The sequence below is a fragment of the Vermiculatibacterium agrestimuris genome (assembly GCF_943193085.1).
In the GTDB taxonomy this organism is placed as follows: domain Bacteria; phylum Bacillota; class Clostridia; order Oscillospirales; family Oscillospiraceae; genus Vermiculatibacterium; species Vermiculatibacterium agrestimuris.
In genome coordinates, this window is record NZ_CALPCU010000003.1 from 92,013 (window position 1) to 111,766 (window position 19,754).

Annotated in this window: 2 protein-coding genes (1 of these 2 only partly in view); both read left to right on the forward strand. The window is 58.1% G+C overall.

Annotated features, from left to right (window positions below):
* A protein-coding gene (locus tag NFR87_RS01990; RefSeq protein ID WP_251445600.1) for an RCC1 domain-containing protein crosses the window boundary here: on the forward strand, positions 1-14,734 show its end. The gene continues 55,841 nt to the left of window position 1, outside the view; only the last 14,734 of its 70,575 coding nucleotides appear in the window; its start codon lies off the left edge, out of view; the stop codon is at positions 14,732-14,734.
* Positions 14,735-15,046: 312 nt separating this feature from the next.
* A complete protein-coding gene (locus NFR87_RS01995) occupies positions 15,047-19,723 on the forward strand; it encodes a hypothetical protein (RefSeq protein WP_251445603.1) in 4,677 nt (1,558 codons plus the stop codon).
* The last annotated feature ends 31 nt before the right edge of the window (positions 19,724-19,754 follow it).

Sequence of the window (19,754 nt, forward strand, 5' to 3'; positions counted from 1 at the left end):
GCTGAAGGAGATCCAGATCAACGCCCAGAGCCAGTTCGTCTTCCGGACGGATAAGGTGCTGAGCTGGAGCGACGTGCAGAGCCTGACGCCCAATACCGGCATTGCGCCTACGGCGAACGAAGAGCAGATGTTCAAGGCCGCTGACGGCAGCGACCTGACGCGTACGGTCTACGAGGGCTATATCAGCAAGAAACTGGCCCAGACCACCATAGTTCCGACCATGATCCGTGCCATTGCGACGGAAGAGACCAGCAAGGTCACCATCTATGGCAATGCAGCCCAGATCGGATGGACGAATCCCACCGATAAGGCGTGGAGGCCGACGACCGAGCTGAGCAATGTCCAGGCCGGCTACATGATGACGAAGCCCACGAACACGATCTTCGGCGGCGTCCGCGACGGTATGGACGACATGGGTGCGGCGCTGAACACGCCTGACCGCTATACCGCCCAGCAGAGAGTCTATATCGACGTGGAAGCGGAAGACGGCTCCATGAGCTACTATGTGCTGGTCATCCGGAACGCCAAGGATTACAACAACAACGTGGGCCGTCTGGACAACAGCGGCAAGCTGGTCGAAGAGGGGAACCCGGCGGCGGCGGCCATGAGCGATGCGGATTACAAGGCGGCCTATAAGGACAATTACGCCATCTGGGTCTACCCCAGAGACACGGACATCAGCCTGCTGGATCCCAACGCTACGGTTACCGTGTGGAGTGACGATGACCAGAGCACCATGACTGCGGATCAGAAGAAGACGATTGCAGATTATGGTACGACGGATTACTTCGGCAGACCTTACCCGCTGGCCTTCTCGGCCAGGGTGCCCGGCGATGCGCTGACCCTTCAGATCAAGATGCAGACGGAGAATCCCTTCTCCGGCATCGGATACAGCGGAACGTCCAACATCTCCAACTACACCACGGCGACCATCTCCTCGCTCTACAGCGATTTCACACCGGGTCAGAATATCCATCTGTTCGGCGGCGTGCGGAAGCAGAGTGAGATGATCATGGGCACAATCGCCGGTCAGCGTAGATTTGACCTCTATCTGGAGGCCATGCCCACCAACCGGAATCTGGAAAAGGTGGAGCTGTTCTCCGACCAGGCGGGTCTGAATGACTACAAGCTCTATGTGGTCGATGACACCACCATCGATGTGAACCTGGCCAGCACCACGGTGGAGGCTGACCTGAAGCTCACCACCCAGACGGACACCGCGCTGTTCAAGGTCTTCAAGATGAACGCCGGCGGCTTTGCCGGCACCGTTCAGGACATCTACGCGGTGGACGATTACCAGACCAGCAACAACACCTTTACCGGCACGCCGGTTCAGATCATCATGCACGAAGGCGTGCTGCGGCTGCCGCTGGATGCCAACACCGTCACGACCACTTATCTGGTGCGGGTCTACAGTACCGAGGGCGACAGCATCTACAAGGAGTACCAGCTGAATCTGGTGCGGAAGGACGATAATCTGCTGGCTGACGCCATCTTCTTCAACGAGCGGATGATCCTGCCTGCCAGCAGCCAGGGTATGGCTGTGACCTTGAACCTGCTGGTGAACGATGACAACGAGCTGATCGTGGACAAGAACGATCCCGCGCTGCTCAGCATCCTGGCCGGCAACGACCTTACACCCAACGGACACATCCTGACCAGCACCCTCGGCAACGCCGGCGTGCAGGAGGTCAAGGACGCACTGGTCAGCACTGTCCCGGTGCCTGTGGGCCAGAGCATTGTGGCCGGAACGCGGACGAGCGACGGAAAGATCCTTCTCAACGACGTGGCTGACAGCGGCGCCGTCAGTGAAGTGATGTCTGCGAGAGCCCAGGTGTACCGTGTGGATATCACCGATATCGACACCGTCGGCCGGGTACGGGTACAGCTGCGCGACCAGGAGGAGCTGACCACCGTCCACAACGACCTGAAGACCTTTGCGGCCGGACAGGATGAGCACATCCACGACGCTACTGTGGATCAGTACCTGGATCTGGGCAACCTGCCGCTGATGTCGGTCGCCCAGGCCAACGGCGATCCCAATGCCAGCTTTATCTACCCGCTGTTCATCGGCAGCAGCAGCACAATATCCATGAACACAGGCGACGAGCTGCCCGGACAGGTGAACGTACTGCTGCTGGTCATCTCCAGACGGGAGCACCTGAGCGATCTGGACGCCGATATCTATGTCAGCAACGTCCGGGACGATCCCGTGACCAATGGCGAGAAGGCTGTTCTGGACGATCCTCTGCCCAGCACCGATACCTCGGTGGATGACTGGATCACCGCCCACATGCCCAGCGCGCCCACGGAGGGCTACGACGTTTACAAGTCCCGCATCTCCATCAGCGCCGCTTACGGCTATGTGACAGTGACCGCCAATTCGCCCAGCACCCTGATCACCCTGTATGATGAGGAAGGCAACCGCCTGTGCGAGCCGGACTACTTTATGGTCACCGGCGCTGTGCCCATCAACTCCGACCGGGCGGAGACCTATGTCTACGCTTGGCTGGAGACCGCTGACGGCCACTCCAAGCTGGATCGGGTCAAGATCGTCCGCAGCTCCGGCAACACCGGCCTGCGTATCGTTCAGGCCAAGGATCACAAGAACGGCGGCAACTATCCTGTGGGCGAGACCGTGAACGGTCAGCTTGCGGAGGCTTACACCTATGTGATCAAGCTGCCTGCCGGTACTGCGAAGACGTATCTCCACCTGGAGGCGGAGGATCCCGCCGCCACAGTTGAGGTCTGGCGTCCCCGTGCCATTGAGGATACCAGCACCGATCCCTCCTCCTGGCGTCCCGGCAACACGACCTTCGACGGCAGTGCCGTAAGCTTTGTGGGCGGCAATTGGATCGGTTTGGATTACGCCGCCGACTGGGAGCGGGATGAGAGCCTGGCCAATGGTACGCCGGCCTACGTCTACGACACCTGGCGCGATCCCACCGCCAACCCCTTGGAGGACAAGGATGGCATCAATGTCTACAACAAGCTGCTGTGGCCTGAGTATGTCAAGGTAACCGCCCCCGACGGCACCAGCCAGAAGTACGTCATCTGGCTTCAGAACATCCCCGTGGGTACGGAGCTGATCGAGGTCAAGGTGGATAAGACAGACGCGGCTGTCACCAGCCAGCTGTCCTATGCCGCTACGGTGCACACGGTGAAGGACTCTAACGAGGACTTCAAGATCGTGGACATCTTCCTGCGGGCGAGCAACATCTCCGCCAGAGTGGAGCTCAGCGACTTCGCCGGCAACGACTACCTGGCTTACAGGTACAACCTGAGCGATACGCCCAAGAGCATCCAGAAGAGAGCGGACGGCACACCCGATTATACGGGCGTCTCCATCCCCATCAACAGCGTGGACAGCAACATCCTCCAGGTACAGCTGGTACTGAAGAAGGAATTTGACAACATCCCGCTGAAGGTGACGGTCACCGCGCAGGAGGGCGTGTATCAGGAGTACACCCTGCGGGTCTACCAGGCCTTTGACGACTTCAGCGACCTGCTGGTGAACATCAACGGCACCGACAATGGGTTCCGCATGGTGAAGGACAGCGCCGACACTTACCGGTATCTGGTTCAGTACGGCAGTACGGCCATGAGCAAGCCGGTGAGCGATGTGACGGCGGACTACCTGTCCGGCAAGAATATGGTCTACTACGTCAGCGACGGCTTCATGGGAGAGCCTGTGGGCATCGCTTACCTCCTTGCGCCCACAACGCCCAACTTCCGGGAGAAGTTCGACCACTATGTGAACACGAGCATACCCAAGGTGTACTACGAGGTCATCTTCCCCGTGGGTACCTCTCAGGTACAGCTGGCGGCCACCTACGCCGATGTGGAGCAGAAGCTGCACAACGCCAGCGGCCCGCTGCGGATCAGCGTGGGCACCGACGCCAGCGGCAACTGGGTGACCAGCACGCTTACCGCCAACAACCAGTGGGCGGAAAACCGGAACGTCATGTTGACCGGCGCCGACACCCGGGTGCCTATCCAGGTGGACTTCAACGGCACCACCAAGACCTTCTACGCCATGGTGCGCAAGAACGCCCTGGACGAGCGGCTGGATTACATCCGCGTGGATGGCAAGGATCTGACCCTCAACCTGGAGGCCGACGATAATGGCGAGATGATCCTCACCGGCCATGCCACAGTTTATAATGAGAGCCGGTACGCCAAGATCGAGGTGAAGGCCAGCGCGAGCACCAGTGCGCTGCAGCTGAGCCGTGTCAACTATCTGAAGTACGAGATGCAGAACGGTCAGCTGACGCCCACACAGATGGTCAGCTTCAATCCGGTCAACGACAGAGGCTATCTGGCACTGGACGCCGACAGCATCAATGACGGTACGGAGCACAACGTCTTCATGGTGGAGCTGAAGACCAGCGACAATAAGACCTACCACTACCGCATCATCATCAACTACGTCAACCAGCCCATCCAGCTGGATCGGTTGATCGTGTATGATAATGAGCTTCAGACCGGCGGCACGACCCTCAAGGATGTGCACTACCAGTACATCACCACGCCCAAGGGACAGAAGTATGTGGAGGACACGACCTTCGGCAACAGCGCGGACGCGCTGCCGCTCTCGCCGACCTTCGTGGCGGGAACCAACATCTTCGATTACACGGTGGGCTGTGAAGAGGAGAAGACGCTGATCACGCTGGTCGCCGACGCCCAGGAGTCCAACCTGCACTATCAGGAGGCCATGCGGGAGATCTACACGGCCCAGTATGACCCCGCCAGCGGAATGAGCCTGGATGACTTCCTTGCCGCCAGCATGTATGGCGAGGAGATCATTCTGAAGGTGGATCCCGAGAACACGCTGGGTCTGGATGCCTCGGCCAGCCAGCCGGTTCCCAGCATACCCGTCAACCAACCCCAGGATTATCCTGAGATCAGCGGCGCGGTGCTGCCGCAGGGGACTGCCACGCCGGCCTACGTGATCTGGGAGCGCCAGATCGACATGACCGACCGGGATATTATCACCATCCCCGTGGTCATGGAGGTGGTCAAGAGCGGCTACAGCAAGACCTATACCATCAGCTACCACAGGCTCTCTGACGACGCCACGCTGAAGCCCGACGAGTGGGGCGTGCTGGGCCGCAATCCCAACGAGGAGAACTGCCTGAACGATCCGAACATTGTGGATCAGCGGATCTATGAAGTTGACCACGCGGTGAATGTGGCGGAGATCTACGCCATCGCCAACCACAACCACGAGTTGAATACCACTCTGGTCACGCTGAAGGCCTACAACGAGGCGACCGGCGCCTATGAGACCCTGACCACCAATGTGGGCGAGATCCACCATCAGGTGACGCTGAAGGACGGCCTGAACCGGTATCAGATCATCGTGACGGCCGAGGACGGCTATGCCCATAAGGAGTATGAGATCACCATCAAGCGGAAGCAGGCCGACCTGGGTCTGCAGTGGGTGCGTATCGCCAACGCCAACTCCAGCAAGGAGAGCAACGCCAGCGGCGAGAACGTGCTGAGGAATGCGGATGGTTCCTACACGGCTTATGTCATGGCCGGCGCCATTCCCAGATTGACGGCCAAGGTCAAGGATCAGGACAACAGCCGGGCGCAGTTCTTTATGATGAGCAACAAGCCGGGCGCGCCCGCGAACGGCCAGGGAGGCACCCAGAGCAACAAGAGCGATCCCATCGCCGTGTTCAACTATGGCCACGAGTGGAACTATGAGACGAATCTGCCCAGTGGCGTGACCCACGACGTTGGCCAGTACGGTCTGAACGAGATCCCGAGTGGCGATCAGGAAGCCGTTACCGAAGGCGTCATTAGAGTGTGGGCCGAGTATAACGGCGAGACCATCGTCTCTGAACTGGCGCCCGGCGAGACCCTGGGCACGGGCCCGGTGCAGACGCTGCCCGATGAGAACATTGGCGGAAACACGGTGAGCCATACACGCCAGGAGACCATTATTGATAACGGCGACGGAACCTACACGAGAAAGGTTCAGGATGTGTACATCACCGAGTATCCGCTGCACCTCGTTGCGGTGTCCCGGGAGGCCATGACCATCTATGTGGACACCAGAAATGCCGACTTCATCAGCGGCGAGGACAACCGCATACCCATTATGGCCGAATGGGATCCCAATGAGGCTTGGGACGCCTATGACTGGCAGACCAACCCGGATCCCGCCCTCATGGGCGCCTACAAGGTGGGCGTGCCCGCCAGCACGCTGAAGGCCTGGCTGCGTGTGTACACTCTGATCTCCAACGTCAACTTCGACGAAGAGAACCAGCAGGTGAGCTTCCCGACTGAGAACTGGAAGGATCACGACCATCTCATGCCGCAGCGCTTCACCATGGATCAGAAGTTCCCGATCATGGTCAATATCACCGAGCATCTGGGTACCGGCACCAGCAAGTGGTACCACGAGGTTTTCATCGGCGTGAAGTATGACCGGGCGTCGCTCCAGCCTGAGTTCATGTATCCGCTGCACATCTACATGCTCAGCGATGACGCCTGGCTGACGGAGCTCGAGGCCTCTGTGGAGAATGATCCCGAGGATCCCTCTCAGCCGCTGCTCCTGCCCACCAAGCCGGTATTCCCGGCGAAAGAGGACACAGGGCCCAATATGCCCAGTGAGTATGAGATCTTCGTATCCACGGAGCATACCACCATCGACTTCCCGAAGATCTCGGCGGTGGAGAATGCCACCATCCGCATCACAAGACCCGACGGCATGGTGATCGATCACCCCAATGGCGACCCGCTCAATGGTGTGGCGCTCCACAGGGGCGAGAACGTGATGAAGATCGAGGTCACCTCGGAAGACCGGACGGTGGTCAGAACCTACGATGTCATTATCAGCTGCATCGATCAGGACAGCCTGACCCTGCTGAAGGACATCCAGATGATCTATGGCGACACGTACTACGACTTCTCGCCGGTCTTTGACCCCGAGCAGAACTATTACGACTACGCCGTGGACGCCACAGCGGCAGACCGCATCACCTTCCAGCCCGTGGTGTATGATGTGACGCCCGGAAGCCAGGATTTCTACTCCCTGGTCTACAATGTGACCGACCTGAACACCGGCAGCTATGTGTCCCACAACGGCGTTTTGTACCAGAACTGGACTTGCAACAGCGGCTGGATCACGGCGACCGGCGCAATGGCGACGCCTCAGCCCATCATCTTTGATATGCTGAGGGGACACGAGTACCTGATCGAGATCAAGGTGACGCTGATGCCCACCGACGCCGGTTACATCACCAACACCTACAAGATCCACCTCTGGAAGAACGACAGCAGCTTCCCGGCGATGATGGCACAGAACCAGTCTGCTCTGACCAGCATCACCGTGGACAACAACGCCCTGACCAGAGACGCGGCAGTCCATCCTGACGACCTGAACTTCTACTATAATGTCACAGGGAACGTAGCCAAGCTCCAGCTGGCTATGGCGGGTATCCTGAATAACTACAAGGTGTTCCTGTACGATGTGACCAGCGGAAGCCAGGTGCCTGTGGCTGACACCGGCCTGGTCAACGGCGAGTGGATGAACCTGTCCAACCCCGTGAACCTGAATCTCCAGAGCGGCAGTAACTTCTATGTCATTGAGGTGCGCGATCCCAGCAACGGACACCGTCGTTACCACTCGGTGACCATCTACAACGACATCACCAAGCAGGCCAACAGCTATCTCTATAACCTGGCGCTCAGCGAGCCCGCGGTGGCCCTGTTCGAAGGCACGACTATCTTCGACTACTTCGCGGCCATTCCCGAGGAGGAGCAGTCTACCCTGTTGATCGCCCGGGCGGCGGCATACAACCAGACCGCCGGCATCAAGAACATCCGGGTGCGCACGGTAGGCGGTCGAACCCTCTACGAGGGAGACGGCGGCTGGGTCAAGACCAATGTGGCTCTGCTCAAGGGCGTCAACCGTGTCACCATTACGGTCACGGCCCAGGAGTACCAGGCCGGAACGGGCGTGATCACCACCAAGCGCGCTTACGAGGTGGAGATCAACCGCGGCGGTATAGACGATACCCTCCGGGGCGACACGGCGGACATCATCGAGATGGACAACACGCCTGTGGGCGCTGCCATGACCACCATCTGGAACAGCGAGCGGGTGGATTACTTCCTGCGCCTGCCGATCACAGACATCACCAACAACATTTACGGAAACACCGTCCATCTGACGCCGGTGCTTCGCGCGAACGAGGCAGACCGGGCTGTGATCGAGGTCAAGAGCGCCACCGGCGCAAGACCGGGCAACTACAGCGTGTCCACCTATATCCGGAGCGAGGACACCTATAACCAGTTCTGCAACCGGAACGAGGAGACCCGCGTGCTCTTTACCGTAACGGTTTATGACCAGCAGGTCACTTGGAACGGCGGCGTGCCCACTGTCCCGGCCAACGCTGTGGTGACGGCTACCAAGGAGTATCTGCTTACCATCCATGCCAACGTGGACGATGACGGCGAGCCTGATGTGGCCCCGAACACCACGCTGCGGGTGTTGAAGGAGAACAGCACTGAGGCCAACATGGTCTACTACAACATGATGCCCAACTTCGTCCACGACCTCAACACCTACTTCGTGCGGATCCCGTACACGGAGGAGAGTGTGAAGATCCTGGTCGAGACCGACTACGGTACGAACAGCGCCTATCCCATCCTTATCAACAACCACGTTGCCGCATCCGGCAAGATGTTCCAGGTGGATGACCTGGTGGTGGGTGACAACACCGTCCTGGTGGAGGTCACCGATCCGATCGACGGCGACAAGCGCTACTACACAGTCGTCATCAACCGTGAGGATGAGGAGACGATCGCCACACCGGAGCACACGACCCCGAGACCGGATCCCACCATTGACGATATGTCCATCACGGTGAGCAACCTCATCAGCGGCGTCTCCACCTCCCTGAATGTGGGTGACAGCCTCTTCCCGGTGCCCATGTACACCGGCGACCAGGCATACTACTTCCTGGTGGTGCCCTATGAGGTGGATCACATTGACACGACGGCCTGGGCCACGGATGCTTCCCAGCTGTGGATCAACAGCATCCTGGTGGATTCCGCCACCAATACGGTGGATGCGCACAATGGCATCAGCGGAACCAGAGGTACCGTGCCCAATGTGGGCCGCGACATCCGGCTCAACGTAGGCAACGAAAACTACATTGAGATCGTTGCCAACGGCATGGATATGCTGGGCTATCCCACAGACACCAAGACCCGTGTCATCGTCAACGTGGTCCGGCTCAAGCAGGACGAGGATCCGCCTTACCTGAGCATGATCACCACCTCTGAAGGTACCATCTCCCCGGTGTTCCGCAAGACCGAGAACCAGTACTTTGTCACCGTGCCCTACGATGTGGAGGAACTGGTGCTGACGGGCTATGCGGAGGATGGACGCAGCCAGACCAACCTGAGCGGCGGCTCCTATCCCACCATCAATACGCCGTACGCCACCGTGGTCAGCGAAAAAGTGAAGCTGGCAGTGGGCATTAACTCCTACATCTTCGCGGTGCGCGACGTCAACGGAGTCTATCCGGTGAACTACTACAGCGTGAAGATCGACCGGCTGGCCCGGAACGGTGTGGTGCAGGATCTGGTCGACTTGACGGCGGAGAATACCACCGGTGGCGGCTCCAGCACCCTGACGCTCCTGCCCAACAGCTATAATGCCGGCCTGCCCAGAGAGCTCAACTACTACGCTTACGTGCCCGCAAATGCCACGGAGGTGACGGTGAACGCCAAGGCGCTGCGGCCTGACGCCACTACGGTGACGATCAAAGGCAGCACCCAGATCAACGGCACCACCACCGCGGCGGATGGCACAGTGAGCACTGCCCTGGACATCACGGGTCAGAGTGAAGTGACGGCCTTTGTCATGATTTCTGACGGCACGGCCAGCCAGCGCTACTCCATCACCTTCCTGCGCCAGCAGATCAATCCCAACTGGCTGCTGGATGTGGAGGTAGCCGAGGCGACTACGGTGCCCTACAGCTTTACCGTGGGCGACGAGGTCGGAACGGCTGAAGTGAACCTGAACGGGACGGAGCACCTCACTGTGACGCTGGAGGCCCTTACCTCCCTGAACGGCAGCAATGAGCCTGAGACCTGGGTGACGGTGAACGGCTGGAAGGCCGAATGGGACGGCAACGCGCCTGTCCAGGTAAGCGGCTCTATCTACAGAGCGACCTACAAAGCGGTCATGGATCCCTACTATCCCTCCGGTCTGAAGATGACCACCGACAGAGACCGGTTCGACGTGGAGGTCTACGACGGCGCCGATCAGCTGGTGGATGAGTACGTGCTCTACGTCAACGACCTGGATCAGGCCGTGACGGTGACGGAAGACGATGTGACCAGCACCTACTACAGCCCGCTGCTCCACAACGTTTGGAATACAGAGGGCCTGCTGATCCAGACCGGTATCACTCTGAATGAGGACAATGCCATCGACCATGATTCCGGCACCTTCACCAGACCCTTCCAGCCTACGCAGTTCAGCTATGTGGCGACCGCCAAGGGCCCCGACTTCTGGGTCTACGCGCCGCTGGAGGATTTGGATGGCGACGGCACTGCCGACATCCATGTGGAGATCCTGGACGAGGACAACAACCGGTACACCGTCATTCAGGGCACGCCGGTGAAGTTCACCTTCCCGACGGACGAGGATGAGATGACGCTGCGGCTGCGGGTGACCATGTACGCCGAGAGCGGCTACGAGCTGGTCAACATCTACACCCTGAAGGTCTACCGGACTGACGATCCCATCCTGAAGGATCTGGGCGTGAACAACGCTTCCATGACCCCGAGCTACTACCCGCCGCTGCGCAGCTATAACGGTGAGGTCTACAAGTACCAGCCTGACTTCGAGGTTTATGCCATCGCGGAGTATCCCCAGTACAGCGATGTACAGATCTCCATGAAGGTGCTGGCCGACTCCTTCGAGCGGGAGGATCACACGCCCTTCACTGAGCCGGACGGAAGCTACACGCCTGTGGAGAAGCTGAGTAAGCAGAACCCCGATGGTACGCCGAAGCTGACCAATACCGGCGTCGCCAATGCCGCCGGCACCGATCTGACGCTGATGAACGGCAATACCGGCGCAGATGCAGTTCGCCACTTCATCGGACTGTTCCGTCAGGATTACTTCAAGGACGAGAGCGACGGCATCGATCCCGCGGACATCGTGCGCTACTTCACGGTGGAGGTCACCCTTACCTTCACGGACGTCTACGGCGTGACCCAGACCGGTGTGTATCAGATCAAGATGCACCGCTCCGATAAGCCCATCGTCTTTGTACCCCTGGACGATCTGGAGATCGAGCAGCCTGATGATACGGACCGTAAGCTGGTAAAGCTGACCAACATCAACGATCCCACCAGTGAGGATACGGAGGGCTTCTCCTCTGACCACCTGTCCTACAAGGTCGTCTTGGATTACTACAACAGTACCATGTACCTGACGCCCACCTTCAACACGAGCGGTACCAACTATACTGCCAAGTTGAGCTGTGCGGATTATCCCGGCATGGCCAAGAACCTGACCAGTGGTACGGAGATCGCGCTGCGCTTCGGCGAGGACTACTACAAGACAGAGCACTTCAGCACGATCCTCACCATCAGCATGTACGATCCTGCGACGAACAAGACCTCGGATTACAAGATCCTGGTTCAGCGCGGCCCGGTGCCCGAGCTGGAGGCCAAGGCGCTCAATGTTGAGTTGCGCCATGGCGCCACAGCCACCGACGCCCAGAATGCGGCGGCAGTGACCCTGACTTGGGCCAACGACGACTACACGGACTTCACGCCGGCCAACTACAACTTCGATGGGAACATGCTGTGGCACTGGTACACGGTGAAGATCCCCGCCACCTCTGAGTATGTGGAGCTGACAACGGCCTACGGCCATGCGATGGGCACCAACGTGACGATCTACTATAACGATAAGATCATTACAAACAATGCCCCGCTGCAGGATACCACCACCATTCAGCTGGATGCGGGTGAGCTATACAGCTACATCTTCATCACAGTCCACACCGACGGCGACCTGACCTACGCCGACTCTACTCCCGCATATGGCAGCACGGCCTACACCTATGCCATCCGTGTGGAGCGGGCCAACACGGCCTCGGCAATGAAGATCTGGGTCACGGACACCACGGATCCCACCGATGTGTACGAGCGGATCTATCATGGCACTACGCCCAACAACCCGGCTCTGCCGGTGGGCGGCCCGGGCTGGGATTACAGCACGACAGTGCTCCAGTACTCGGTGCGCGTAGAGACCCTCCAGAGCTATCTGGAGATCAATGTGGACGTGGGCCGGAACGTCGATGTGGAGATCACGGAGCTGCCCGGCGGCTACGATCAGTCTGCGGCTACCACCTGGAATGACCCGGATACGGTCACTACCTCGCCCTACTGGGTGACGGCGTCTGCCACCAAGACCGGCAACAGCAAGCTTACGCTGTCCGCCAACTTCCGGCTGGATACCGCCCAGAACGGCACGCAGAAGTTCCAGGTGACAGTCAACAGAGCCGGCAGAAAGGGCATCTACATCATCACGGTTTACCGCGATACCGATGGTCAGCCGCCCGAGCTGAGGACTCACCTGGTGGGCGAGATCCGCACGGTGCAAGACAACATGGCGCATGTCCACCTGTACAAGAAGGCCGAAAGCGCTGACTACGGTTACTGGTGGAGCCTGAACGACCTGGTGACGGAAGGCGTCATCGGTGACGACTTCGACAACAGCCCGGTGGACGCCCAGAACCAGAAGCTGTACTACCGCTACAGCTACGATCTGGTGGAGGCCATCAACAAGAACAAGCTGGTTGAAGTCTGGCACAGCAATGGAATGGTCCACACCTATGACATTCCCATCAAGGCGAACGGCACCGACATGAACAACGATCCTTGGGAGCCCGGCGTCTACATGCTGGTGATCGAGCGGGACGGCTACCTGGACTACATCATCAACAACCTGTTGGTGGAGGAGACCTACGCCAATACCGCCAGTCCCACGCTGGAGGCTCAGTACGACTTCGGCTTCACCCGTCTCTATCCCGGCGACATTGATGGCGACGGCGACATCGACCTGAAGGATACCGACCTCTTTGTGAATGCCTCCCAGACCTTCCAGGGCATCTATCAGACCATGGCCATCTACCGTCTCCTTGACCGGATGCGCTACATCCTGACTCCGGGTACCAGCCTTGTCAACTACTATGGGAACCCGGCCTCCAGCTCCTTGGTGGTTTCGAACATCCAGAACTACTACTTCGACGAGAACAAGAACGGCAATATGGATACCGATGAGGATCCCGTTACCGCTATTGCGGGTTACTACCTCAGTGAGCAGGGCGGCCTGCGTGACTTTGAGTGGGAGAAGCTGATCGGCGACGACAGCGCGCCGCAGACCCCGCTGCAGCATGGCCACTCGCTTGGCAGTAACCTGATGCTCAACGATACCGCGAACACACCGTATACGATCTCGGACGGCTACTACTACCTGTACGCAGTAGTGACCCATCCCTTCGTGGGCGATGTGCCGGTGCTCTACCAGGTGGCGATGATCCGGATGGGCAACCCGCCGATAACCTTCGGTGAGGATACCAGTATGGAGCCCTTCGTGCCGGTGGACAACGAGAGCATGCAGAAGCCGGAGCCCGTACTGCCCGATGTCCTGCCCGACGAGGGCGAGATAGAGGCACCTGACGAGATCGAAAAGCCGGATGTTCCCGTTGAGGATGGATCTGACTCCGCGACTGGCGAGCCCGACCTGCCGGATCAGGCGCCAGAGACGCCCGATGACAAGGTTGACGAGATCGTACCGGAGAAGCCTGAGGGCTCTGAGAGCGATAAGCCCGCAGACAGCGACTCCGAGAAGACGGATGGCGATAACGCTGACCAGGAGGTCACGGAGGACGAGGCCGAGCCTGAGATCGAAGCTGAGGAGAAGACAGTCACGGTGTCTGCCTCCAGTTCCAGCGAGGGCAGCAGCTACCGGCTGAGCAGTTATTCTGCTGCGGACGACAGCTCCGATGCGGACGACAGTTCTGATACGGACGACAGCTCCGATGCGAGCGACAGTTCTGATACGGACGACAACTCCGACGCGGACGACAGTTCCGACGCGGACGACAGTTCTGACGCGGACGACAGCTCCGATGCGGACGACAGTTCTGATACGGACGACAGTTCTGATACAGACGACAGTTCTGACACGGACGACAGCTCCGACAAGGATAGCAGCTCTGGTAGTTCCAGTGGCTCCAGCAGTTCTGGTAGCTCTGGCGGTTCCAGCAGCTCCAGTGGCTCCAGTAGTTCTGGCGGCTCTGGTAGTTCCAGCGGTTCCGGCAGCAAGGATAAGCCCGACAAGAAGGACGAAATTCCCGGTACCATCGAGCTCCCGACGGAGGATGTGGAGACAGACTTCCTGTATAAGGATCTCTACGAAGAGCTCGAGGGTATGGAGTTGGATTCCGTCCAGGCAAAGGAGGCCATTCAGGCATACGCAGTCAGTCTGATGACCTTTGCCTTCGGAAGTCCCTTCGCGCCGGATACCCCGACCATGACGATCGTGGACTACGACATGGACGGCATGATCTCGCCTGCTGACCTGCTGTATATCACCGCCTATCTGGGCAACTACGCAGATCTGCAGACCTGCATGGACGCCATGTATTCCTCCATGAAACCGATTCTGGGCGCTTATCCCTGACAGGATCCACATGAGTTACAAAGAACAGGAGCACAGCTTAGGCTGTGCTCCTGTTCTTTGCTTTTAGGTTGCCATTTTCCCTTGAGAATCAAGATAAAGGGGATGTTTTCCCTACAATTAAGCGAAAAACCCAAGAGAAAAGGGCGGAATGTGGAAGAAAAAATAATTTTATAGGATTACATAAAAAATAACCATTTTTATTGACGAGTTCTTCCGTTCGTGGTAATATAATCATGTATGATTATGTAGCATGGGTGTAGTGCGCCCTTTTATAAAAATTTCCGCCCAAAGGGCAGAGAGGGGGATGCCGGTATGTCATGGAAACGCAGCCGTTTGACCGCGGCAGGCGTGGCAGCCGCATGCGGTTTGATGATGCTGGGCGGCGTGAGCCTGCTGGCCGATTCACCCAGCCCTACTTTGCACATAGAGGGCATGCGCCTTCAAAACGTCCTCAACAGCGACGGCTCCAGCAGTATTCAGGCGCTGGTGGACGTCTATGTTTCCGACGTCCCTAAGTTCATGGGCGGCTCCCTTCTGCTGAAGTACAACAGCGATTATTGGCAGCCCTCCCGGGTCAGCAACAATGAAACTGACCTGGGCAGCGACATCTCGGCCTTCTTTGCCACCGATCCCGACATTTACGGCGGGAGCGCCGACCCGTTCCTCTTTGAGAACGAAGGCGTGCGTACCCAGGTGGACACGGTGGGCGGCGCGCTGGCGCTGGGCTTTAACCTGAAGGAGATCGGTGATCTGCCGGACGTGCCCGGTGACAAGGTGAAGACCCAGACGGTGGATAAGGGAACAGGCGCGAAGACGGTATTCACCTATATTGAGGCAGAGGACAAGGTGCACCTTGGCACGCTGAGCTTCCAGGTGGATCCGGATCATCTGGAGGAAATGACCTCCCATATGCCCTTTGAGACCAATCCTATGCTGACAAAAGCCCATCCGGAGGACTGGCAGACAGGGAACGATCTGATGTATCCGCTGGAGCAGGCGACTCCCGGGATCACGGGCTTCGACCGCACCGGATGGACGATCGGCTTCCTCAATGAGCTGGATCAGACGGATATCAAGGCCGACCTCTATGATAATTCCAACGATGCGAATATCCCCAAAAGTAACCTTCACATCAAATATGAGATATCTGATGTGATCATTCGGGCAGAGGCGGCGGAGAAAGAGGTCACGATCAACGCCTATCAGGCCTATACGGACGCCACTCCTGCGGATCTGGCGGCGACCCTCCAGCGGTACAGCTCCACTGTCCGGCTGACCTATCCCGACGGCGATCAGCGGGACGAGGCCATGTTCTGGGGCAAGGAAGAGATGACGGTTGTAGACAACAATACCGGTGACAGCTATGTGTTCCGGTATGACGGCTCCGGTGGCTACACCTTCCAGAAACTGGACGCCGCTGGGAACCCGATTCCCGGCGACGCCTCCGGAGACTATGACCCGACACATGGCGACTACACGATCAAACAGCCCTACATATACGAGGAAGAGGGCGAGACCAAGCAATATCCCACGCCTATCACCGTCCACTTGACGGTAATGCCTGTAAAGGTGATAGGCATTACAGCGAACGATCTGCAAATGAGTTATAAGATCAACGACCCCGATCTCCCGGACGAGACCGGTAAGCTTGCTTTGCCTGAGGAGGGGCGTTTGGTTTTTGACACCGTGCTCAGCGGCACTATCCCCACGGTTCCGTTGACTACATGGACAAACGGAACGGCACCGGTGACTGTGTTAACGCCCACCACAAATATGGGTGATTTGGTAGGCGAAGACAATGCCCCCCTGCCAAATCCGGTGAATTGGCCCACGACGGCGGCTGAGATCGCCAGCAACACCGGCGTGGGTACCTATAACTTCAACTGTGCCGATCCCACCCAGCAGTATATCCAGGCGATCCATCCCTGGGCTACAGTGACGGACAACTTTGATGTAGACGCGCAACGGGTCATCAAGGCCGACAATGTGGTGGAGCGCAGGTATGTTGCTACGGCGACGGTAAATGACCTGTACGGGATCCAGACCATCACGGTGAACGCGGTGGATCCCAATGACGGCGTCACTGTGATCCAGATGGGCACCAGTACATTTGATATTTACCGGCCCGACGGTGTTCGGGTCGATCCCAGCTGGTTCAGCAGCAACACGGTTCAAATGAACAACAATGGCGGCGCCCATACAACGCAGGCAAATGGCTTGGCTTACAATATTTTCACCCATCCCGGCGACAGCGCCCTTGGACACAACGGCGATGAGCGCGAGATCACACGCCGCCACATCAACCTGGGCGGCTACTTCACGGTGGTGGTGCATGAGAGCCTCTATGGCACCAGCGACCCCATCCGTGTCTATCAGCCTCGCCGCCAGAACGCTTACCTTTACAACTATAATGTTGGGCCCGGCGACACGCTGTCCCCGACCGATTGGCCGGAGTTTGACTTTACCGGCCACAAGGCGGGGCTGTACCCCTTCTACCGTTACAGCAAGCTGCCCAATACGGTGGTGCTGCCGCTGGACTGTGGTTACATTGTACATACCCGTTATGACGGAGTTACCGGCGCGGAGCCTGGCGAGGTGCGCAGCTTCTCTGTGAACAACTGGTTACAGACGTCGCCTGCACCTGCCGCCACGTCGCCTTACTGGGCGGCGGGGGATGTAGTCACCTATGGCCCCGATCTATTCTCGAACCACAGCTACGGCAGTGGCTTCGGCTTGGTGGAAAACCCGTTTAACCGTGTGGCCCAGGTGAAGGTGGAGGTGCAGAATGAGGTTACTCCGCCGGAAGAGAGCCTGCGCCTGACCTATGAAGGCGCTCCGGCTCCCTCCAATATTCTGAACCTGCCCGACGGCCAGGTGGGGACAGTGGCGTTTGATACGGTGCGGGAAGGCTACGCCTATAAACAGGAATTTGAGCTGACCCTGACCAATGACGGTACCACGGATATCCATGGTATCTATATTGACGCGCTCTTGGGGCCCACCCAGAATCCGGTTCCCGATGGCGAACAGCATTTTGAGATCATCAAGCCTCCGGCCACAGATCTGGCACCTGGGGCCTCGACTACATTTATCATCACCTATGTTCTGGGCCTGGAGAAGGGACAGTACATTGACAACATCTATGTGGGCACCGCTAACAGCGGGACGCAGCCTGCCAAGACATTTATTGCCCGCTTTAAAGTGACAGACGGGCAACTCTATAAGCTCACCGTTCAGCCCCGCCCGGAGGATGGCGCAATGGGTACCGGCGGTGCGGTGACCGGCGTAGACAGCGGCGTCTACGACAATACTCCGGTGGGCAGCAATTTGGAGGCTAACGATCCCGTTTGGATCTCTGTAAAGCCTTTGGATGAGTACGACATCAAGAAAAATGTCAACGGGGACTATGAAGTCTATTATTACGACGAGAGCAATACCAAGATCTATTTGACCCAGTATGTGCCCATGGGCACCAGCGACAAACCGGCGGATGGCGAGTATCTTTTCTATCTGCCGGGAGGGATGCCGCCTCGGGATACCGTTGTCTATGTGGACTTCTATGAGCCCATTCCCTCGAAGTTGCGGCTTTCCGACCTGCACGCCTATGCCAGCGAGCAGGAGAGCGACTGTATTACCGATCCCAAGGAACAGACCATGTACGACATGACGGATCCCACCTATGGGACGACCGGCTTTGACCCGGATCATACCGATTACCTGGTGGTGGTGCCGGCGGAGGCGGATTGGTCAGGTCTGAAGCTGACACTCTATGATATTGTTGTGCCCTATGAGATCATCAATCCGCCCGAGGGGCCTTTGGCGAATGCGATCATTACGCCCGACGTCCATATTGAGCTGGATGACCTGGGCAGCACCGCGCCTTTGGATGTGAGAGGATCTGTGGGCAGCACCTTGGCTGCGACGCCGGTACAGCCCACGACTCATGAGATGACCTTCCGGTCTCCCGACCCCGGAAAGGCAAAGACCGCCACCATTACCATCAGCTATTATGACGCGGCGAACAATACCCGCTATGAGCGCGTAGATAAATATAAGGTGAAGTTTATCCGCAAGACGGATATCCCCATTCACACCTTTGCCTACGGCAATACGCCCTACGGTATGATCATGAATGCGGACAACATTGCGCCCGGTGATAAGACTGCAGCCAAGGAATCCTTTGACAAGGAAAACCGCTTTACAGAAACGGCCTATACGCCCACAAAAGCGGCGACACTGACGGACTATATCTATTGGCCCGAGGCGTGGCAGGCCGAGTACTCCGATTGGCCCGCCAACTGGGGCGAACGGAATCTGGACCGCAACGACTATGCCCTGGTGGCCTATGTGGGAGAAATATTCCAGGATCCCGGCATCAGGGAGCTGCTGGACAGCACCGGCACACCGGTGAAGGATCAGACTTTGACGCGGACTGTGGAGGTAGCGCTGTTGGATCCCAACGGAACAACAAACAGCTATCCCGTGGGGACAACAGCCGGCCGGTTCAATGGAACGGAGACGGCGACCATCGATCTGGGCCCGCTTACGGTGAACAGCAACGGCGAGGCCGGTTTGACGGGCGTTACTGCCCTGGTAAATTGGGAGACGAATGCCGAACAGCTCATTCGTCCGGGTATTTATGCCCTGACCTATACCTTTACCGATTTTGACGGTACGACCCGCAGCTTTAGCCGTCCTCTGGTGATTTTGAAGCACCTGGGCGACGTGGACGCCAGCGGCGGCGCGGCCGACTCTGAGGCGGCTCCGGATCCGAAGGATTCGGAGGATATCCGTATGCGTATCATCGAACCTCATCGTCTGGGCGACAATGAGGAAGTGGTCAACTATCCTGATTATGACAAGGAAGTCTACCGGTATCGTATTTGTGACGCGAACGACGACCGGAATATCAACGATATCGACGCCAACAGAATCCAAAATGAAGCGACCCTGACAGACTTTTACCGGCCGGTGGACTACATCGGCTAAAGTCTGTTTGGGTCGCGTACCCACATTTATA